This window comes from Paludibacter sp., from assembly GCF_009712605.1.
Lineage (GTDB): Bacteria > Bacteroidota > Bacteroidia > Bacteroidales > Paludibacteraceae > Microbacter.
In genome coordinates, this window is record NZ_WASO01000003.1 from 133,746 (window position 1) to 155,924 (window position 22,179).

The following is a 22,179-nucleotide window of genomic DNA, read 5'->3' on the forward strand; positions in this document are numbered from 1 at the left end:
TCATAGCGTCTTTGCGTACAACATATTATATTTATGCAAACCTGGAAAACTAACTTTGAAGAAACCAAACAGCACTACCTCAACTGGTGGAACCATAAAGGCATTGTGCTGACCATGTGGGAACACCTGCAAAAAGATGGAGCACCGTATGCCGATGTGGCAGCGCCTGCTCCGCATAAAGATATGAATCAGTTTTGGTTCGATCCGCAGTGGCGGGCCGATTACCTGCACTATACCATGTCGCGCAATTCGTACATGGCCGATATTCTCCCGGTTGCCAATACGCAACTGGGTCCCGGTTCGCTGGCGGCTACCATTGGTGCCGATCTTGAAGGGCGTGAAGACACTATCTGGATCAGAGAAAATGCAGGTTTTGACGGTAATATCCGCTTTGACGAAAATAATAAATGGTACCAACTGCATCTCGATTTGCTGAAAGCTTGCAAGGCGAAAGCGCAGGGCAATTATCTGGTAGGCTGTCCCGATTTGGTGGAAGGCCTCGATACGTTAGCCAGTCTGAAAGGACCGGACAACGTACTGATGGACATGATTCTTGATCCCGACCGTACACTGGAGCAGTTGCAGGCCATCAACGATGTTTATTTCAAGGTATTCGACGACATTTACGATATAATCAACGTGGATGGTGAGATGGCATTTTGCTATTTTTCTATTTGGGGACCCGCCAAAACATCCAAGTTGCAGTGCGACATCTCCATTATGATTTCGCCGGAAGATTTCCGGATATTTGCCTTGCCCTTCCTGAAACAGCAATGCGACAAGATCGATTACACGCTCTATCACCTTGATGGGGTGGATGCTATTCGCCATTTGGATGCGCTGTTGGAGATTGAAAACCTGAGCGCCATTCAGTGGACGCCGGGTTACGGTCAGCCGCAGGGAGGCAGTCCGCAATGGTACGACCTGTATAAGAAGATAATAGCCGGAGGAAAATCCATTATGGCCAATTGGGTGACATTGGACGAATTACAACCGTTACTCGATAATGTGGGTAATCAGGGATTGCACATCAACGTCGATTTCAAATCGGAAAAAGAGATTGAGCAGGCATTGAGAATTGTAGAAAAATACAGATAAATTCATAGACATTATATCGGATAAGAGTTAAGCGATTGAATAATAACATTGTGTTAGGACCTCTCCTCCTAACCTCCTCTCCCAAGGAGAGGAGGAATACGAAGGTGATAATATGAGATAAGACTCATTAATGCAGATATAAAGCCCCTCTCTTCGGGAGAGGTCAATTGTTGAAATCTAACAACGATATAATGAGCCAACAGCAGAAATAATTGATTTTCTTGACAAATTACGTGTACGATAACGGACAATACGTTTAACCTTATACTATAAACTGAATATTCATGAATAACATTTTAGGCACTCTCCAGAGCCTCGATTTTGTGATTATTGCCGTCTACATGGCGACTTTGATCTTTATCGGTTACTGGGTGAGTTTTGTAAAGAAGAAAAAAGAGAACGAGAATATGTTTCTCGCCGAACACTCGTTGACGTGGCCTTCCATCGGGCTCAATATGTGGGGAACTAACGTTGGACCCTCCATGTTGTTGGCTTCAGCAAGTGCCGGATACACCACGGGTATCGTGTCGGGAAATTTTGCGTGGTATGCGTTCATTTTCATATTGATGCTGGCGGTGGTTTTTGCACCGCGTTACATCGGGGCTAAGGTTTCGACTTTGCCCGAATACATGGGAAAACGGTTCGGACAATCGACCCGCCACCTGTTGGCCTGGTACACGCTGATCACGATTCTGATTTCGTGGTTGTCGTTGGGATTGTTTGCCGGTGGCATCATGGTGAAACAGTTGCTGGGCATTCCGATGTGGTCGTCTATCATCATCATGGTGGTTCTCGCAACGTTGCTGACGGCTGCCGGAGGTTTGAAAGCGATTGCATATACCAGTGTTTTTCAGATGATTTTGCTGATCATTGTCTCGCTAACGTTGACGCTGATCGGACTCGATAAAGTAGGCGGTCCTTCGGAATTGTTTCGTCAAACGCCGGGACACTACTGGCAGATGTTTTTGCCGAACTCGGACAAAGACTTTCCGTGGTTGGCCATTATCCTGGGTTATCCCATTATGGGAGTCTGGTTCTGGTGTACCGAGCAGTCGATGGTGCAGTCGGTTCTTGGGGCTAAAAATCTGAAACAAGGACAATTGGGTGCCAGTTTTATCGGTTGGTTGAAGATTCTGGATGTACCTTTGTTTATTTTACCGGGGGTGATTTGCTTTGTGCTCTATCCGCATTTGGCAAATCCGGACGCAGCGTATCTCACACTGGTAACCAATATTTTCCCGATGGGGATGAAGGGGCTGATTATCGTAGTGCTGATGGCGGCGTTGATCGGCAATGTTGGTTCGTCGCTCAATTCGGTGAGTACGGTTTACACGATGGATATCTACCTGAAAAAGCATAAACCAAACGCGACCAATGCCGATATTATCCGAATCGGGCGTTGGGTGACGGTGGTAAGCGCCGTAGTCTCTGTGGTCATTGCACTGGCAATCGATGGCATCAAGGGATTGAATCTGTTCAATGTTTTCCAGTCGGTACTGGGATTCCTGGCTCCGCCGATGTCGGTGGCATTTTTGTTTGCCGTGTTGTGGAAAAAAACATCGCGTCGTGCCATCAATTGGGTTCTGTCGGCCGGAACGCTGGTTTGCCTGACCATCGGGATATTGTTTTACCTGAAACTGATTTTCGCCGATTTGCATTTCCTCTACCTGTCGTTCTTTCTGTTTGTGGGACTGTCCCTTTTCACGGTCGTTTATTCACTGATGGACAAAAGAGCCGAGGATCACGAAAATACGCTGGACTACAAACCGATCAAAGTATCGAATACGGTAAAAATTGCATGGGGATTGCTTATCGTGGTGATGGTTACATTGTACATCATATTCAATTGAAAGACCTGAGCATAAACGCTAAACACTAAACAAAAATATTTACACTAAACAAAACATAGAGCATTATGAATCAGGAATTATTAATGAAACTTTCCGAATGTGTGGAATTCGGGAAAATTAATTTGGCATCGCCTTATCCTCCCACTATGAAGGGGCAACCGGGAGCCGACGAATATACCAAAGAAGCGCTGGAAGCCGGTGCACAGCCATCTGAGATTTTGGACGAACTGGTTGCGGCTATGGGCAAAGTAGGCCAAAAGTTCACTGAAAATAAAATTTTTGTTCCACAAATGTTACTCTCGGCCAAGGCGATGAGCGCGGCAATGGCGCACCTGAAACCTTTCTTTGCAAGCGGCGCCGTACAGCGTAAAGGTACTTTCATTATCGGAACCGTATTCGGCGATTTGCACGATATCGGCAAAAACTTAGTTGCCATGATGGTGGAAGGTGCCGGTTGGGAAGTGATTGACCTGGGTATCGACGTGAAGGTCGAAAAATTTGTGGAAGCCGTACAGCAACATCCGGGTGCAGCACTGGGTATCTCGGCGTTGCTGACCACCACGATGGTGAACATCCAACCGGTGATCGAGGCGGTGAAAGCGGTATCTCCCGACACTAAAATTATTGTTGGAGGAGCACCTTTGTCAGCCGAGTTTGCTGCTTCCATCGGTGCCGATGCCTACGGCAAAACACCGCAGGACGACATCGTTTGGCTGGACACACTGATTGCATAATATTTACGATTGACAATTTACAAAGTACGATTTAGAGTCTGCTTAACGGATTTGTTTCTCAAATTCGTAAGGGCTGTCTTTATTCTTGGCTCTTTGTTCTAATATCTAAAAAATGAAATCCTGGATCGATTCCATTCTTACAAGTAAACAACGCATCGCACTGCCCATTATGACTCATCCGGGCATCGAAGCGATCGGTAAAACAGTAAAAGAAGCCGTCAGCGACGGACAGGTACATTACGAGGCTATCAAATCGGTGGCAGAGCAGTTTGCCATGCCGGCCTGCACCTCCATTATGGATTTGACGGTAGAGGCCGAAGCTTTCGGAGCAACCATCAATCTCCCGGACAATGAGGTGCCGACGGTAACCGGTCGTCTGGTATCGGATGCCGAATCTATTGCCGCACTCGAAGTGCCATCGCTCGAAAAGGGGCGTGTGCCTGCTTACCTGTTGGCCAACAAACTGGCAGCCGAAAATATTACCGACAAACCGGTCTTTTCGGGGTGCATCGGACCGTTCTCGTTGGCAGGTCGTTTGTACGACATGTCGGAAATCATGGTAGGTATCTACATAGAACCCGATGCCATCAACGAACTGTTATCGAAATGTACGCAGTTTCTGATTGACTATTGCAAGGCATTAAAAGCAAGTGGAACACAGGGTGTGGTGATGGCCGAACCTGCTGCCGGCTTATTGTCGAATGAAGATTGTCAGATGTATTCCTCGGGATATGTGAAACAGATTGTTGAGGCTGTGCAGGACGATAATTTTACTGTAATTTTGCATAACTGCGGCAACACGGGTCATTGCACGGAAGCGATGTTGGCAACCGGTGCACGCGCACTCCATTTTGGTAATAAAATCGACATGGTGCAGGCCTTGAACGACTGCCCTGCCGATGTGATTGTTATGGGAAATCTCGATCCGGTCGGCGTATTCAAAATGGGGACTCCCGATGAGGTGTATGCCCAAACCAAGGAGTTGCTCGAAAAGACGACCAGCTATGCCAATTTTGTTATTTCGTCGGGTTGTGATATTCCTCCGCACGCGTCCAATGCCAATATCGAAGCTTTTTTCAGGGCTGTGCAGGAATACAATGAGACGATTTGAAGATTTGAAAATGAAATCTGCTGAAGTCAAATTAGTAGATAACATATTATGAGATAATAATTAAGAATAAAGGATAACGAGCAAAGACTGTAATTCGAACAGGTCAAAGTCTTTGTTCTTTGTTCTTTACTCTTTGTTCTATAATGCAACATACAGAATTTCAAACATACAGTTACGCTTTTGAGGAAGTCGCTCCCACGGTAGTGGAAATTTGCGATTTTCTGAAGTTGGATCCTTCGGAAAAGGAGCATCCGGGAATTGTATTTCTGGAAGAGATTTTGCCGGAGTTGCAATCGAACAAATACATTCGGGGTGGGTATAAAATTCTGCCTGTTAATAAGCTGAGTATTACGGACGGGCAAATTGTTATTGCGGATACAAGCTTGAGGGTTGAGCGTCAGGTGGCCGGTTACCTGAAAGGATCGGAGTATGCGGCGCTGTTTCTCTGTACGGCAGGTGATCTCTTTTCGGAGTTGTCGACCTACCTGAATGATCAGAACGATTTTCTGGAAGCGTATATCGTGGATACTATCGGATCACTTACGGTAGAAAAAGCGATGGACAAGATTCAGGCTGCTTTGGAACTGAAAGCGGCAGCCCGTGGCCTTGAGATCAGCAATCGGTACAGTCCGGGTTATTGCAACTGGCATCTCTCGTCGCAGAAAGCATTGTTCAGCCTTATTGGCGAGAACCCGAGCGGTATTTCGCTCTCCGACTCCTGCCTGATGCAGCCGATCAAATCGGTGAGTGGCATTATCGGCATCGGCAAAACCGTGACCCGTAAAGAGTACGGTTGTGCTGTTTGCCAAAATGAAAACTGCATTTACCGAAAGATCAAACAGTAAATTTGAGAATTTGAAGATGTGGAAATTTGAAAATGGAATCTGATGAACACAAAGCAAACGAAGTTTTCTTTGTGCTCCTTTGTGATGCACTTTGTCCCTTTGTGGTAAGATAATCAAATAGTAAATGAATAAATTGTAAATTTTATATATGAAGTCCTTCTTTCTTGCCGGTTTTATGCTGGCATCGGTTTCGCTTTTTGCCACCGATATTTATGTTTCTCCTTCGGGGAACGATGCTGCCGATGGTTCTGCATCTGCACCCAAAGCCACGCTCTCTGCGGCTTTGCGCGATGCCCGCAACCTGCGTCGTTTGCAGAAAGTAGCCAAAGACGAAGCGATTCATATTATTCTCAAAGGAGGAACTTATTTCCAGTACGAACCGGTTTTCGTTCGTCCCGAAGACAACGGAACGGAGAGCAGTCCTACCATCATTGAAGCCGCTGCGGGCGAACTGCCGGTGCTGAGCGGAGGGATGAAGGTGAGCGGCTGGAAAAAGCAAGGAAAATTCTGGGTAGCCGATGTGCCTGATTTCAACGGCTGTCGACTTAATTTTCGTCAGTTGTGGGTGAATGGCGCTAAAGCTGTTCGTGCCCGCGATGTGGCCGATTTTACCAAAATGAATACTATTTTGAAAAACGACAAAAAGCACCAAACGCTATGGGTGCCGGCAAAGGCCGTCAGAAGTATTGCCAAAGCACCTCATGCCGAACTGGTCATCCATCAGATGTGGGGAGTGGCCAACCTGCGTATTAAATCGGTCGTTTTTCATGGAGATTCGGCCGGCATCAAATTCCACAATCCCGAATCGCGTATTCAGTTTGAACATCCCTGGCCGTCGCCGACTGTTGGCAAACCGTTCAACAATTCGGCTTTCTACCTCACCAATGCCCTGGAATTGCTCGATCAACCGGGTGAATGGTTTTACGATCAGGATAAAGCCAAACTGTATTACATTCCGCGAGCCGGTGAAGATATGAGCAAGTCCGAAGCGATTGTGCCGGCTATCGAAACGCTGGTTACGGTAGAGGGAACGCTTGAAAAACCGGTTCAATATGTTTATTTCAAAGGCATTGCATTTAACCACACTACCTGGACTCGCCCATCGGAAAAAGGACATGTGCCCCTGCAATCGGGCATGTTTTTCTACGATGCTTACAGGATAGATCCTCCGGGTGCCTTGGACAATGAAAACCGCGGCCTTGAAAATCAGGCCTGGTTGGGTCGCCAACCGGCTGCCGTGATGATGAACAATGTGCGTAATATTTCCGTGAGCGGGTGTCGTTTCGAACATCTTGGCGCTGCGGGTATCGATATGGTTACGGGTTGCCAGTACACCAATCTGGAGGGGTGCCTCTTCCGCGACATTGCTGCAAATGGTATTGTTACCGGATTTATGGGCAGTAAAACACTGGAGGCACATCTTCCGTACGATCCGTTGGATGAACGGGAACTTTGTACCGATCAGCGCATTGCCAATAATTATGTCACCGATGTGGCAAACGAAGACTGGTCGTGTGCAGGCATTGCAGCCGGATTTGTCCGCAACATTGCCATCGAACACAACGAATTGTACGATATTCCTTACATGGGCATCAGTCTTGGCTGGGCGTGGAGCAAGAGTGTGAACTGCATGCGTAACAACCGTGTGTATGCCAACTATATCCACCATTTTGCGACGAAAGAATCAGATGTGGCGGCAATTTATATCTTGTCGGTGCAACCGAAAACAATGGTGACCGAAAACGTGGTGGACAGCTGTATGGTGCCTCCGTTTGTACACGATCCCGAACACTGGTTCTACCTCTACACCGACGAAGGATCGTCGTTCATCACCATGAAAGACAACTGGACACCTTCGGAAAAATACCTGAAGAATGCCAACGGTCCCGGCAATACCTGGGAAAACAACGGTCCCCAGGTTTCCGATTCGATCAAAAGCCGCGCGGGGTTGGAAGCAAAGTATTTGTATTTGAAGAAATTGTAATTCGCAATTATATCCATGAGAAAATTATTCTTACTCCTCTTTTTGGCAATTGCCTCACAAACCCTTTTTGCCGAAAAGGTAGCCACCTGGATCTACTATCCGGGCGATTTTGAGATCTGGCTGAGTAACAACGTGCAAAACCGTCGTACCGCCCGCGGCGCTTTCTTTCCTCCGTTTTGGAAGGTGGACAGTCACTATGTGCTGGTGGAGTTCTCCAAAAAGCTCGACCTGACGGCTCCCGAAACTGTATCGTTGAAGGTGGAAGGGCGTTACAACGTGAAGCTCGACGGCAATATGCTGTTCGGTTTTCCCGACAAAGTGACTATTCCGGCAGGCAAGCATTCGCTCAATATCAAGGTGTTCAATCAGGCCACCGTTCCTTCCATTTACGTCAATGGCCCGACCATCAAGTCGGACGGTTCGTGGAAGGTGACCTACGAGGATAAGGAGTGGATCGACGAGTCGGGTAAGGCATCCGACACTTCGTCGGGCACGCTCTATCTGGATGCTGCTTCGTGGAATTTCAATTCGCCCGACGCGCCTCCATCGACTTACAAACTTGCAACCAAACCCCAACCGGCCGTTTCGCACAAGCAGGTCGGCAAAGGAGTGTTGTACGATTTTGGTAAAGAGACTTTCGGTTATCCCAAATTTAACGGACTGAAAGGTAAAGGAACGCTTAGCGTCTACTACGGCGAATCGCCCGAAGAGGCACTTTCGGTAGACAGTTGCGAAACGCTGGATCATCTCTCCATCGATCAACCGGCGGCAAAAGATTACACGGTCGATCTCTCGAAGGCTTTCCGCTATGTTTACGTGGAAAAGGACAATGCACTTTCGTACGATTCGGTGTCGATGATGTACGAATATTTGCCGTTGGAATACAAGGGTAATTTCCGTTGCAACGATGCTTTGGTGAATAAAATGTGGGATGTGGGTATTTACACGCTTCACCTCACTACCCGCGAGTTTTTCATTGACGGCATCAAACGCGACCGCTGGTTGTGGAGTGGCGACGCTTACCAGAGTTACCTGATGAACTACTACTCGTTCTTCGATCCCGATGCGGCGAGTCGTACCATCTTCGCCTTGCGTGGCAAAGATCCGGTGACCAGCCACGTCAACACCATCATGGATTACACTTTCTACTGGTTCATGAGTATTTACGATTTTTATCAATACACCGGAAATAAAAAGATTATCGAACAGCTCTACCCGCGCATGAAGAGCCTGATGGATTTCTGCCTCTCGCGTCGCGATGCCGACGGAATGATGGAAGGGAAGGCTGGCGACTGGGTATTTATCGACTGGGCCGACTTCAAAATGAGCAAGGCAGGACAGGTGAGTTTCGAACAGTTGCTCTTCTGCCGTAGCCTCGAAACCATGGCGTTGTGTTCCAATTTATTGAATAACAAGCAGGATGCCGACAGTTATACCAAACTGGCAACTGACCTGAAGGCAAAACTCTTGCCGGCGTTTTGGTCGGACAAGGCCGGTGCTTTTGTGCATAACCGTGAAAATGGTCAGCAAAGCGCGCAGATAACTCCGTTTACCAATATGTTTGCCGTGTTGTTCGGTTATCTCGACAAAACCAAGACCGAAGCGGTGAAGCAAAACGTGTTGCTCAATCCGCATGCACTGAAGATTACAACTCCGTATATGCGTTTCTACGAACTGGAAGCGTTGTGCGCTCTGGGCGAACAGAAGCATGTGTTGAAAGAGATGCGCGACTACTGGGGCGGCATGATTAAGCTCGGTGCTACCACCTTCTGGGAAAAATACAATCCTGAACGCACCAATCAGACCGCCATGTACGGACGCCCCTTCGGCAACAGTTTTTGTCATGCCTGGGGAGCCAGTCCCATCTACCTGTTGGGCAAATATTATCTGGGCGTGAAGCCGACATCGCCGGGTTACAAAACTTACGACATCGAACCGAACCTCGGTGACCTGCAATGGATGGAAGGCGATGTGCCGACACCCAACGGTAAGGTGCATATCTATGCAAACACGAAGGAAATCAGGGTAAAAGCCGATGAAGGTACAGGAACGCTCCGTTTCTCCAGCAAATCGAAACCTTCGTGCAAAGAGGGATCGATCGTTGCCAAAGGCGACAATAAATACGAACTGGAGATTCAGGCCGGGAAAGAATATAGTGTGAAGTATAAATAACTTAGTGCGCTTAGTGTGAGCTTTGTGTCCTTTGTGGTTGAATTCAGATTTTACCACAAAGAGCACAAAGAATTTAGCTTAGCTGACCGTTGGTTCACGAAGAACGCAAAGTTTAGGTAAAAAATTTTATGAGCAAAAAAAGATTACAGATTGTAGTGTGGATGCTGATCGGAGCAGTAACTGTCTTGACGGCACAAAACAAGAGTTTGGTCAACACTTCGCAAAGTCCGTATGCGAAACTGACTGGGGTAAACATGGGCGATGTGCACTGGACGAAAGGTTTTTGGGCCGATCGTTTCGAGGTGTGCCGCAACTCCATGTCGCCTAAGTTGTTGAAAACCTACATGGACCCGAAACTGGGTCATGCCATTCAGAATTTTCAGATCGCAGCCGGACAGGATACCGGGCGTTTTGTCGGTCCGTCGTTTCAGGACGGCGATTTTTACAAGGAGTTCGAGAGCTTGGTAAGCCTTTATGCCCAGACCGGTGATAAAAAACTCGACCAGCTGATGGACGAGATTATTCCGGTGATCGTTAAGGCGCAGCGTGCGGACGGCTATCTTCATACTCCGACTATTATTGCACAAAGAAATAATCCGAAAGAAGCCGGGGCTTTCGCCGATCGTCTCAATTTTGAGACCTACAACATGGGTCACCTGATGACAGCGGCTTGCCTGCACTACCGGGTTACGGGTAAACGCACTTTGCTGGATGCCGCTATCAAGGCCGCCGATTTTCTCTACGACTTTTACAAAAAAGCTTCGCCCGAACTGGCACGCAATGCTATCTGCCCTTCGCATTACATGGGTGTGGTGGAGATGTATCGCACTACCCGCGATCCGAAATATCTGGAACTGTCGAAGAGTTTGATCGATATACGCGGTATGATGAAAGAGGGCACCGACGACAATCAGGATCGGGTGCCGTTCCGTCAGCAAACCAAGGCGATGGGACATGCCGTGCGTGCTAATTACCTCTATGCCGGTGTGGCCGATGTTTTTGCCGAAACGGGAGATACCTCACTGCTCCGTCCGTTGAACCTGATTTGGAACAATATGGTGGATACCAAAATGTACATCACAGGCGGCTGCGGAGCCCTGTATGACGGCGTTTCTCCTTACGGTACGTCTTACAATCCGGTTGAGATTCAGAAAACGCATCAGTCTTTTGGTCGTGACTATCAGTTGCCCAATATGACAGCCTACAACGAAACTTGTGCCAACATCGGAAACCTGTTGTTCAACTGGCGCATGTTGCAAATTACCGGCGACGCCAAATACGCCGATGTGGTGGAACTGGTTTTGTACAATAGCCTTTTGTCCGGCGTTAGCCTCGACGGAGTCGATTTTTGCTACACCAATCCGTTAAGTCAGTCCACCAATTTTCCGTATAAAATGCGCTGGATGGGAGGCCGTATTCCGTATATCGCCTTGTCCAACTGCTGTCCGCCGAATACCACCCGTACCGTTTCCGAGGTACAGGATTATGCTTACAACCTTTCCAAAGAGGGTTTGTGGGTGAATCTTTACGGAGGTAACGAAATAAATACCACGCTCGAAAACGGCGAAAAAATTCAGGTTGTCCAGACCACCGATTATCCTTGGGAGGGTGCAGTTTCTCTCGAATTGAAGAAAGCCCCGAAAAAAGCATTTGCACTTTTTGTCCGCATTCCGGGCTGGTGCAAGGGTGCTTCATTGACGGTGAACGGAAAAGAAGAGCAAACGAATATGGCGTCTTCTTCGTATGTAAAACTGGAACGGAAATGGAAAGCCGGCGACAAGGTGGAACTCAATTTGCCGATGGAAGCCAAACTGATGGAGGCTAATCCGCTGGTAGAAGAGTCGCGCAACCAGGTAGCCGTAAAACGCGGTCCGGTGGTCTATTGCATGGAAGGCGTCGATCTGCCGGGCAGCAACATCTTTGGTGTGACATTGCCTTCCGACATTAAGTTTGCGCCCAAACCAATTGAAATTGATGGTGCCAAACTGGCTGCTCTTGAAGGCAAAGCTTTTGTTGAAAATACGGGAGATTGGAGCAATACGCTTTACCGTGAAGTATCGCCATTGAAGAAAGAGGTTACAGTTCGCCTGATTCCTTACTTTGCATGGGGTAACCGCGGACAGGGTGACATGACCGTTTGGATGAATTTGCTGAGAAAATAAATTCGATTTGAAGATTTGAGAATGTGAAAATTTGAAGATGAAATCTGATGAACCACGAAGAACACCAAGGATGCACAAAGAACACTAAGTTTTTGTTGCGTTCCTTTGTGATGCTCTTTGTGCCCTTTGTGGTAGAGGCAGTTTGTATTCGTAAATGAATAAATTGTAAATCAAAAATATGTCTTTTAAATCAAATTCCTTATTGGGGAACAATATACTTCCGGTCGATATTGTGCTGGCACCGGAGTGGTGGAATAAAAACGAAGGAATCACCTTCGATCGCGATTTCTTTTTCAATCCGTTGAAACGGGTGGAAGAGGAGCAACACATGGAAAAGGTGTTGTACGATCGTTGGGGGAAATACGGCTTGGGAGAATACCGCAACGAAGCACGTCCTGAGATCGGGGCGGTGCATTTGGCTTCAGGATTTTTGTTGTCGGAGATGCTCGGTTGCACGGTCAATTATACCGAATCGCATCCGCCACAGGTAGTTTGTGCCAATGCAGATGCTCTTGAAATTGAAGTTGAGAAAGCATTTGCTTCGGAACCGTTTCAGCGATTGGAGAAATTGGTTGCAGCTTTAAAAGAAAAATATGGCTACCTTACCGGCGATATCAACTGGGGTGGCATTCTCAACCTGGCGCTTGACGTGCGGGGCGAGAACATCTTTATCGATATGATGATGACGCCCGATGAGGTGAAGGAATACTTTGCCAAAATCGCACAGGTGATCGAACGCTTTACAGCCTATGTACAGAACCTGACCGGAACGTCATCGATCTCGGTAACGCGCAATGTCCGTTTGCTGAAAGAGCCGGTGTTGTTGCATTCCGAATGTTCGCATACCATGATTTCGGAGGACGACTATGAAGAGTTTTTGTTGCCTTTCGACGTGAAATGGAGTGCCCGTCGTCCGTACGGCATCCACTATTGCGGACCCGATCCGCACCGCATGGCAGCCAGTTTTGCCAAAATTCCGCATCTCGACTTTCTCGACCTGGGTTGGGGTGGCGATGTGAAGTTGCTGCGTGAACAACTGCCCGACACGATGTTCAGTATTCGTCTCAGTCCGGTGGAGTTGGCCAAGCAGTCGCACGACGAAATTCGCGGTCACATCACCCGTTTGGTGGGCGAGTCCGGCAATCCGTATCTGACAGCTGTTTGCTGCATCAATATGGACGACAGCGTAACCGACGATAAGATCAATGTCATTTTTGAAACGGTGGAAGAACTCAGAAAAGAGTATTCAAAATAGATTGTTATGAAATTTGATAATACTCTTGCCGATGCACAGGCGACAACAGTAGTTCCGGTGAAGCCTGCCGATTTTGATTTCGATCGTTACGAGGATTATTGCAACGGGTTGAATGCCGGTTGCGAAGCTTTCTGGAAAAGCAATTCAGGGGTGATGGTCTATCGACGGATGCGGGTGGCGGAGTGCTTCTCGTACGGTTGCCGCGACAGGGAGCTTTCGTTGGCATTGCAACTGGGTGCACTTGAAAAGAGCATGCTGTTCAAAGCCGATGTGCCCAATTTTCTGGAACCTTGGTATGGTATCGGAACTATTGCGAGTGCTTTTGGCGGTGATTACCATTGGGTGGAAGGAAATGCCCCTGCCATGAAGCCTCGGTTTACGTCGATCGATGAAGTGTTGGCAAGCGATTACAAAGAAGTTGCAGAAACACCCATTGGGCGACATACGTTGGAGATGATCGAATATTTTATGGATCAAACCAAAGGGCGGGTGCCGGTGTCGTTTACCGATATGCAGTCGCCGCTCAATATTGTGGCGAGCCTGCTACCGTTGGACAGCTTTTTTATGGATCTGATGATGGCTCCCGAAAAGGTACAGGCGTTGTTCGATTTGCTGTCCGACCTGACTATCCGTTTCGACGAAAAACAAAAGGCATTGATTGGAGATGCATTGGTGTTGCCGGGACATGGTTTTGCTTCGTCAACAAAATGGAGTGGGCTGGGCATGAGCGACGACAATGCCATCATGATCGCACCCGAACAATATGCCGAAATGGCAGCGCCTTATGTGGAAAAGATTTGTGCTCCGCTGGGTGGCCCGGTGTTCCACTCGTGTGGCGACTGGTCGGGCTGGATTGATGCCGTGTTGGCAACCAAAGGTCTCAAGATGGCCGATGGTGCTTTCTCTCCGCAAACCGATCCGGGAGCGACCGACAATCTGGAGGCTTTTCACCGTTTTGCCAATACCGGTGTAGCACTCAATGCCCGTATTGTGGGCGATGTAGCAACTATTCGCGAACAACTCTCCCGTCTTTGGACGAAAGGGATGAAAATGGTCGTTGTAACTTATTGTGCCACACCTGCCGAGCAGGAAGAAGCGTATAAGTTGGTGCATGAGATGTGTGAATAAATTTAGGGAGTAGGGACAAGCGACTTCCTTGTCGCTTGAAGATATAATATCAAGCGGTTAGGAAACCGCTTAACCCATAAATAAAGACATTAATTCTTGTCAAGGACGTAGTCCTGATGTCTGCTGAAAATACAGATTTTAATCGTAAATTGTAATTCCGATAACTATCGGGAAAATTGTAAATAGAAATATGGAATTTAATGTTGCTATAGTCGGTTATACCGCAGGTGTCTGCTCGGCAATTTGCCAGTTCCCGCAGGCTTACAAAGTGTTTAAGACAAAAGACACGCACAGCATTTCGTTGGGCATGTATCTCACAATGACGATAGGCGTCATTTTGTGGTTTACCTATGGAGTGCTCATTGAAGATATGCCGATGATGTTGGCGAATGGTGTCGGATTGGTACCATCGTTTTATACTTTATATGTAACAATCCGGAATAGTAAGTCGAAAAATAATTTGAATAACGATATAACTAAATGATAATGAGAAATATTTTATTATTTCTGAGCTTTTTATCTATCACGGCGTTTGCCGCCGAAAAAGTGGTGGTAGTCAATACTTCTCCCGGCAATGCAAGGGTGGAATACGGCATCGAACGTGTAAAAACGGCTCTTGAAAAGCAGGGTTACCTTGCGGATGCCTCTCCCAAAGCCAAAGCATCGAAGAAAGATTGGAAAATTTCAGTAGCCATAGATACCACACAAACCATTGCAAAAGAGGGCTATTCGGTGAAAACCGTCGGGCAGTGGATCGCCATCAAAGGGAAAGATGCTTCGGGCGCATTGTATGGTTGCATCGACCTGATTGCCAAACTGAACGAAAAGAAGGCTTTGCCTGCTGATCTGAATTATTCCGATCATCCGGAGATGGTGTTGCGTGGCGCATGTATAGGCGTGCAGAAACCCTATTACCTACCCGGTCGTACGGTTTACGAATATCCCTACACTCCCGAAGTCTTTCCATGGTTGTACGACAAAGCCATGTGGATCAAGTATCTGGATATGCTGGTGGACAACAAGATGAATTCGGTTTATCTTTGGAACGGCCATCCGTTTGCTTCGTTAGTCAAATTGAAGGATTATCCGTTTGCCGTGGAAGTTTCCGATGAAGATTTCAAGAAGAACGAAGAACTCTTTGCTTTCCTGACGAAGGAGGCCAACAAACGGGGCATCTGGGTGATCCAGATGTTTTACAATATTTTAGTATCCAAACCATTTGCCGAACATTACGGCATCAAAACGCAGGATCGTAGCCGTCCCATCACGCCGCTGATTGCCGATTATACCCGTAAATCGATTGCGGCATTTATCGAAAAATATCCTAACGTTGGTCTGCTCGTTTGCCTTGGCGAGGCAATGGATACCTACGACGATGACCGTGAATGGTTTACAAAAACAATTATACCTGGAGTGAAAGATGGTCTGAAAGCGTTGGGTCGTACTGACGAGCCGCCCATCATTCTACGTAACCACGATACGGATGCCAAGATGGTAATAACAGCAGCCAAGCCCTTGTATCACAATCTTTACACGATGAACAAATACAACGGCGAATCACTGACCACCTATCAGCCGCGCGGCCCCTGGACTGCCGTCAATAAGGGATTGAGTGAACTTGGTTCGGTCTTTATCGAGAATGTCCATATTCTGGCCAACCTTGAGCCGTTCCGTTACGGTTCGCCCGATTTTATACAGAAGGCTGTGAAAGCAATGCACAGTGCACAGGGTGCTAATGCGCTTCATCTCTACCCACAGGCATCGTACTGGGATTGGCCTTATTCTGCCGACAAGGCGGATAAACGCCTGTTGGAGATGGATCGCGATTGGATCTGGTATAGTGCATGGTCGCGCTACGCGTGGAAAGCCGATCGTGATCGTTCGGATGAAATCAATTACTGGAGCGCACGTTTGGATTCAATGTATCAATGCGGTACCGATGCGGCGAAAAATATTCTGGCAGCCTACGAAGAGGACGGAGAGATTTCTCCGCAACTGCTCCGTAAGTTTGGCATCACCGAAGGAAACCGTCAGACATTCTTATTGGGGATGTTTATGAGCCAGTTGGTGAATCCGAAAAAATGGACAACATACCCCGAATTTTTTGCATCCTGCGGACCCGAAGGTGAACTGCTTGCCGATTACATGACCAAAGAGTGGAATCACCAGCCGCATGTGGGTGAGATTCCGCCGCAGATGATAGCTACAGCTGTGGCGCACGGTGCTGCCGGGGTGAAAGCCATCGAACTGGCGGCTCCGCATGTGACGAAAAACCGTGCCGAGTTCGAGCGCTTGCGCAACGATGTGCATTGTTACGATGCGTTTGCCAATTTCTTTGCCTTGAAGGTGAAAGCGGCTATGTTGGCCATGGAGTATGGTCATTCCGGTCGTATTGCCGACCTCGACAGTGCAGCGACTCTTCTGGAAAAGAGTCTGGTTTACTATCGTCGTCTGGTCGAATTGACAAAAGATACCTATCTGTATGCCAATAGCATGCAAACGGGTCAGCGTAAAATTCCCATCAGCAGTGCTGGCGGTAAAAATAAAACCTGGGCAGAGCTGTTGCCTCATTTTGAAGAAGAATTGGCCACGTTCCGTAAAAATATCGCTTTTGTGAAACAAAACGGAGCGAATGCTGTGCGCACCGTTCAACCGCTGAAGGCGGCAGAGGTGACTTTGCTCGACAAATCGCAGCAATTTTATCCGTTGATGAAAGGCGAAAAGGTTTTTGGCGACAAAGATTATCTGATCAATGCTGTATCCGATGAGCTGAAACAGTTGAAAGGAATTCGCTTTAACTTTGAAAACCAAGCTAAAGAGGGCACTACCGTTGCCTTTGAAAACAAGAAGCCGGTGAATGTGCTGGTGGGCTATTTTAATACCCCCAAGGGTGAATATGCCAAAGCGCCGAAATTGGAAATTGATGCCAGCGCCAACGATTTTGGACAGGCCGACGTGAAGATATTCAATGCGGTGGAGATTCCCGATCGTGCAGCGGTCAATGTACACAGCTATACTTTCCCGGCGGGTAAAAATAAGCTTACACTAGGCAAAGGAGCTTTGATGATTCTCGGCTTTACCGATGCTTCGGAAAAGATCACGCCCCGCAATGCCGGATTAGGTGGCGAAGGTGATGCCGGTAACGTGGACTGGTTGTTTAATTAAGATATATCGCACACGGAATACACGGATAAATATTTGAATATAAAAATATTAACGTTTTGTTGTTATCCAACCCCTCCGCTTCGCTCGTCCCCTTTATCAAAGGGGACACCCTTGTTTGCAAGATTCTGGTTCAATTTTAGGATATTGCTTAAATTGCAGATTAGTCTCCCCTTTTGATAAAGGGGAGTACCCGCAGGGGGTGGGGTTAGATAAAGATGATTATGAAGAAATTTTTTATTATACTGAGTTTTTTTGTCGTAGTGTGTACGACTTTGTTTGCTGCGCCGACTACCGTGCCGCAGGAGGTGATGAAACGTGTTTATGAGGAGGTGAAAACGCCTTACAAATACGGTTTGGTGGTGGCACCAGCCGACAATTATCACAAAATAGACTGTCCTACCGTTTTCCGCGAAAAGGGAAAGTGGTACATGAGCTATATCGTTTACAATGGTAAGGAAGGACAGGATGGTCGTGGGTATGAAACCTGGTTGGCCACCAGCGATGACCTGTTGCACTGGCAGACGCTCGGGCGCATTCTTTCCTATCTGAAGGGCGAAGAATGGGATAAAAACCAGCGTGCCGGTTACATCTCGTTGATTGATATGCAGTGGGGTGGAAGCTATAAAGCGCAGGAATTTAACGGGAAACATTGGATGTCTTATTTTGGGGGCAATGTCACCGGCTACGAAATGGGAATGCTCAAGGAGTGCATGGCCTACACCGACGGCGACATAACAAAGGCCCATGAATGGACACCGCTGGAAAAACCGGTTCTGACTCCTACCGATCCCGATGCGGGTTGGTGGGAGAGCCTTACACAGTACAAATCGTCCGTTATCTGGGATAAATCGAAGAAACTCGGGCATCCGTTTGTGATGTATTACAATGCCGGAGGGGTTAATCCGACCAACAAAGTGAAGGCCGAGCGTATCAGCATTGCTCTTTCCGACGACATGGTGCACTGGCAACGTTACAAGGGTAATCCTATTGTCAATCACGAGGAGGGAATTACCGGCGATGCGGTGATTCAGCAGATCGGCGATGTCTACGTGATGTTTTATTTTAGTGCGTTCCGGAAAAATCGTCCCTACAAGGCTTTCAACACTTTTGCCTGCTCCTACGATTTGGTGCACTGGACCGATTGGACGGGTGCCGATCTGGTCATTCCGGGCGAAAAATACGACAACCTCTTTGCACATAAATCGTATGTAGTAAAATGGAACGGCGTGGTCTATCATTTCTATTGCGCCGTGAATGACGATAATCAACGGGGCATTGCGGTGGCAGTTTCCAAAGATATGGGCAAAAGCATCGTTCGTTTTCCGAAGCCCGAAAAGGTGACTTTCCGCAAGGAAATTTCGTTGAATAAAGGATGGTTGACCGCAGAAAATGACTCAAACCGTACGGCCTGCTCCGGTTTTGAAAAAGCCAGTTACAGCACTGCCGGATGGAAGCAAGTGGATGTGCCGCACAATTGGGACACCTACGATGGTGCCCGTCGCCTGAAGCATGGCAATAAACACGGATACGCTTGGTATAAAAAGAGTTTCACGGTGCAGAATCTGGGTGCCGACAAGCGCTATTTTCTCTATTTCGAAGGGGTCGGTTCCTACGCTACCGTTTGGCTCAATGGCAAGCAGGTGGGTTACCATGCCGGTGGGCGCACTACCTTTACGCTCGACGTGACCGACGCTATCCATTTTGATGCGCCTAATGAACTGGCCGTAAAGGCCGATCATCCGGCAATGATTACCGATCTGCCGTGGGTATGCGGTGGCTGTTCGTCTGAAATCGGCTTTTCAGAAGGTTCGCAGCCTATGGGTATTTTCCGTCCAGTGACACTGGTAGTGAGCAATTCGTTGCGGGTGGAGCCTTTTGGCGTGCATGTTTGGAACGATGCCCCGAAGGACGAAAAGAATCCCTCGTTTGCCCTGAATTTTGAGACGGAGGTAAAAAACTACAGCGATCGTACCCGTCGTTTTGTGTTGGTAAACAAACTGTTGAATAAAGAAAATATTCAGCAAGTGCGGGTAGCTGATACGCTGGAACTCAAACCGGGTGAAGTGAAGATCGTGAAGCAGACCTCGCCAGATGTGAAGAATCCGATCCTCTGGAGTCCCGAAAATCCCTTCCTTTACAAGGTGGTGACCATGGTACGCGAAAATGGCAAAACGGTGGACGAGGAATATACCCCTTACGGTCTGCGCTGGATTAGCTGGCCGCAAAGTCGCAGCGACAAGGATAAACGTTTTTACTTGAATGGAAAGCCGCTGCTTATCAATGGCGTCGGCGAATACGAACATCAGTTGGGCAACAGCAGTGCGCTCGACAGTACCGAAATCGAAGCGCGCATCAGCCTGATCAAAGCGGCCGGTTTCAATGCATTTCGTGATGCGCACCAGCCGCACAATCTCTACTACAAAGATTTGATCGACAAAAATGGATTGCTATTCTGGTCGCAACTCTCGGCACACATCTGGTACGATACGCCTGAATTTCGTAAAAACTTTAAGAATAATCTGATTGAATGGGTAAAAGAACGTCGTAATTCTCCCTCAGTCATAATGTGGGGATTGCAGAACGAAAGCGCTTTGCCCGAAGATTTTGCCCGTGAATGTACCGAACTGATTCGGCAACTTGACCCGACTTCGCCGTCGCAACGGCTGGTGACTACCTGCAATTTCGGCAGCGGTACCGACTGGAACGTGATACAGAACTGGTCGGGCACCTACATCAACAGCGGCGATCCGAATAATTATCCCGGGGTGCTGAAAAAAGAATTGCTGAACGGCGAATATGGGGCATGGCGCAGCCTCGATCTGCATATCGAAGGAGCTTTCGATCAAAACGGAAAACTGAGTGAAGACCGCATGAGTCAGTTGCTGGAGATGAAAATCCGTCAGCTCGATCAGGTGAAGGACAGCACTTGCGGGCAGTTCCTCTGGACCTACAATTCGCACGACAATCCCGGTCGTGTGCAAAACGAAGAGGGTCTCCGCGAAATCGACCGCATCGGACCTTTCAATTACAAAGGCCTGCTCACTTTGTGGGGCGAACCGGTGGATGCGTTCTATCTCTACCGTTCCAATTATGCACCGAAAGAGAAGGAGCCGATGGTTTATATCGTGTCGCATACCTGGCTCGATCGTTGGGACAAACCGGGCGTGAAAAACGGCTTGACGGTTTACTCCAATTGCGATGAGGTGGAATTGTTCAATGACGTGAAATCGTTATCATTGGGCAAACGCACCAAAAAATGCATAGGTACTCATTTCCAATGGGATAACGTCGACCTGAGATACAACGTTCTCTATGCTGTGGGTTATGTCAACGGAAAAGCCGTGGCCGAAGACGCGATTGTGTTGAACAATCTTCCCCGTGCTCCTCATTTTAATCAATTGGTTGACAAGGATAATGTTACAAAACCGGAAGCCGGTTATAACTATATTTACCGCGTCAACTGCGGTGGCGCCGATTATACTGACATCAATAAGAATAAGTGGTCGGCCGATCGTCATTTGAGCGGCAAAGATCGTTGGGGATCGCTCTCGTGGACGGACGATTACGGCAACCTGCCGTCGTTCATGGCTTCGCAACGTTACACCAAAGATCCGATTGCCGGCACATCCGACTGGCCGCTGTTCCAGACTTTCCGCTACGGTCGCGATCGCTTGCGTTATCGCTTTCCTTTGCCCGATGGCGATTACCGTGTGGAGCTCTACTTTGTGGAGCCGTGGTACGGAACGGGTGGCGGAATGGATTGCGAAGGTTATCGCGTGTTTGATGTGGCAGCCAACGGCAAAGTGTTGCTCCACGATCTCGATATCTGGAAAGAGGCTGGTCACGACCGTGTGTTGAAGAAAACGGTGACGGCCAGAGCCGAAAACGGCATGCTGGAGATCAGCTTCCCGGGCGTAAAGGCCGGACAGGCAGTTATCTCGGCCATTGCCGTCGCTTCGACCGACAAATCGATACAACCGGCTCCGCAGTCCGAATCGGTTTTTGCCAACGTGAAAGGGGCGGTGACCGGTACTTGGCTCGAACCGAATGCCGATTTTCCCAACCTGAAGCCGGAGATGTACGGTGCCGAATGGCTCGCTTCCGATCCGAAAACGAATGCAGCGCAGATAACTTTTACGCTTACGGCCGATGCTGACGTTTATCTCCGTCAGGATACCGGTTATGTAAAAACAACCTACCGCAAAGGTGAGACAGTAACGCTCCAAAAAGGAAGTCGTGCAGCCGTGGTGCCGGTGGTGAAGTGGGCGGTAGAACCCAACCTTCGTCCCGAACTGACTTTTGAAGCCGAAGCGGCACAGTTGCAGGGCAGCGGTTGGCAGAAAATGGCATTGAAAAACAAAGCAGGAGAAAAAGTTACTGCCGACGGTGCACACAGCATTACCTGGTCGGTAGCACCCGGTGTAGCCAATGTATATGCTTTGCGTTTTAACTATCTGAATCTTACTCCGAATCCGATAGATGCCCGCATCAGAATAACCGACCAGGCCGGTAACGTCGTGCGCGACGATGCCATCCGTTTCCCGGCCACGCCCGAAAAATGGCGCGTGTTGGGAACCTCCACCGGTTCGTATATCAATGCCGGTCATTATAAAGTAATTATCAGCGGCGACAAACTGAGCGGACTGGCTTTTGAGTCGCTGGTGATGCAGTAAAT

The 22,179-nt window shown here is 48.1% G+C and carries 12 protein-coding genes and 1 pseudogene; all 13 read left to right on the forward strand.

All coding sequences use genetic code 11. The annotated features are described in order from the left end of the window. Positions 1–33: 33 nt before the first annotated feature. Positions 34–1,092 (forward strand): annotated as a pseudogene (locus F8N35_RS04570) (cobalamin-binding protein); the annotation flags it as partial. Positions 1,093–1,382: 290 nt separating this feature from the next. Next, entirely contained in the window at positions 1,383–2,948 is a 1,566-nt protein-coding gene (locus F8N35_RS04575; RefSeq protein ID WP_293050175.1) for a sodium/solute symporter, read from the forward strand. Between the two features lie 65 nt (positions 2,949–3,013). Continuing rightward, entirely contained in the window at positions 3,014–3,682 is a 669-nt protein-coding gene (locus F8N35_RS04580; protein ID WP_293050176.1) for a cobalamin-dependent protein, read from the forward strand. Between the two features lie 112 nt (positions 3,683–3,794). Further along, on the forward strand, positions 3,795–4,793 hold the full coding sequence (locus F8N35_RS04585; RefSeq protein WP_293050177.1) for a uroporphyrinogen decarboxylase family protein: 999 nt from the start codon (positions 3,795–3,797) through the stop codon (positions 4,791–4,793). A gap of 143 nt (positions 4,794–4,936) precedes the next feature. Beyond that, entirely contained in the window at positions 4,937–5,638 is a 702-nt protein-coding gene (locus tag F8N35_RS04590; RefSeq protein ID WP_293050178.1) for a vitamin B12 dependent-methionine synthase activation domain-containing protein, read from the forward strand. A 148-nt stretch (positions 5,639–5,786) separates the two neighbouring features. Beyond that, on the forward strand, positions 5,787–7,622 hold the full coding sequence (locus F8N35_RS04595; protein WP_293050179.1) for a right-handed parallel beta-helix repeat-containing protein: 1,836 nt from the start codon (positions 5,787–5,789) through the stop codon (positions 7,620–7,622). Positions 7,623–7,637: 15 nt separating this feature from the next. Next, positions 7,638–9,794, forward strand: a complete 2,157-nt coding sequence (locus F8N35_RS04600) for an alpha-rhamnosidase (RefSeq protein WP_293050180.1) — start codon at positions 7,638–7,640, stop codon at positions 9,792–9,794. A gap of 128 nt (positions 9,795–9,922) precedes the next feature. Beyond that, the gene (locus F8N35_RS04605; RefSeq protein ID WP_293050181.1) at positions 9,923–11,956 is read left to right on the forward strand and encodes a glycoside hydrolase family 127 protein; all 2,034 of its coding nucleotides are present in this window, start codon (positions 9,923–9,925) and stop codon (positions 11,954–11,956) included. A gap of 178 nt (positions 11,957–12,134) precedes the next feature. Then, positions 12,135–13,211: a uroporphyrinogen decarboxylase family protein gene (locus tag F8N35_RS04610; RefSeq protein ID WP_293050182.1), complete on the forward strand. Its 1,077-nt coding sequence runs from the start codon at positions 12,135–12,137 to the stop codon at positions 13,209–13,211. 6 nt (positions 13,212–13,217) lie between these two features. Next, positions 13,218–14,339 (forward strand): uroporphyrinogen decarboxylase family protein, encoded by a 1,122-nt coding sequence (locus tag F8N35_RS04615; protein WP_293050183.1) that lies wholly within the window; start codon positions 13,218–13,220, stop codon positions 14,337–14,339. A 190-nt stretch (positions 14,340–14,529) separates the two neighbouring features. Beyond that, positions 14,530–14,823: a SemiSWEET transporter gene (locus F8N35_RS04620; RefSeq protein WP_293050184.1), complete on the forward strand. Its 294-nt coding sequence runs from the start codon at positions 14,530–14,532 to the stop codon at positions 14,821–14,823. A gap of 2 nt (positions 14,824–14,825) precedes the next feature. Further along, positions 14,826–17,504, forward strand: a complete 2,679-nt coding sequence (locus F8N35_RS04625) for a hypothetical protein (protein ID WP_293050185.1) — start codon at positions 14,826–14,828, stop codon at positions 17,502–17,504. A 221-nt stretch (positions 17,505–17,725) separates the two neighbouring features. Next, the gene (locus tag F8N35_RS04630; protein WP_293050186.1) at positions 17,726–22,177 is read left to right on the forward strand and encodes a malectin domain-containing carbohydrate-binding protein; all 4,452 of its coding nucleotides are present in this window, start codon (positions 17,726–17,728) and stop codon (positions 22,175–22,177) included. Positions 22,178–22,179: the final 2 nt, after the last annotated feature.

What these genes read in the sequence shown, in the direction of transcription:
- F8N35_RS04575 (WP_293050175.1), top strand. Translation starts at nt 1,383, where the DNA reads ATGAATAACATTTTAGGCACTCTCCAGAGCCTCGATTTTGTGATTATT.
- F8N35_RS04580 (WP_293050176.1), top strand. Translation starts at nt 3,014, where the DNA reads ATGAATCAGGAATTATTAATGAAACTTTCCGAATGTGTGGAATTCGGG.
- F8N35_RS04585 (WP_293050177.1), top strand. Translation starts at nt 3,795, where the DNA reads ATGAAATCCTGGATCGATTCCATTCTTACAAGTAAACAACGCATCGCA.
- F8N35_RS04590 (WP_293050178.1), top strand. Translation starts at nt 4,937, where the DNA reads ATGCAACATACAGAATTTCAAACATACAGTTACGCTTTTGAGGAAGTC.
- F8N35_RS04595 (WP_293050179.1), top strand. Translation starts at nt 5,787, where the DNA reads ATGAAGTCCTTCTTTCTTGCCGGTTTTATGCTGGCATCGGTTTCGCTT.
- F8N35_RS04600 (WP_293050180.1), top strand. Translation starts at nt 7,638, where the DNA reads ATGAGAAAATTATTCTTACTCCTCTTTTTGGCAATTGCCTCACAAACC.
- F8N35_RS04605 (WP_293050181.1), top strand. Translation starts at nt 9,923, where the DNA reads ATGAGCAAAAAAAGATTACAGATTGTAGTGTGGATGCTGATCGGAGCA.
- F8N35_RS04610 (WP_293050182.1), top strand. Translation starts at nt 12,135, where the DNA reads ATGTCTTTTAAATCAAATTCCTTATTGGGGAACAATATACTTCCGGTC.
- F8N35_RS04615 (WP_293050183.1), top strand. Translation starts at nt 13,218, where the DNA reads ATGAAATTTGATAATACTCTTGCCGATGCACAGGCGACAACAGTAGTT.
- F8N35_RS04620 (WP_293050184.1), top strand. Translation starts at nt 14,530, where the DNA reads ATGGAATTTAATGTTGCTATAGTCGGTTATACCGCAGGTGTCTGCTCG.
- F8N35_RS04625 (WP_293050185.1), top strand. Translation starts at nt 14,826, where the DNA reads ATGAGAAATATTTTATTATTTCTGAGCTTTTTATCTATCACGGCGTTT.
- F8N35_RS04630 (WP_293050186.1), top strand. Translation starts at nt 17,726, where the DNA reads ATGAAGAAATTTTTTATTATACTGAGTTTTTTTGTCGTAGTGTGTACG.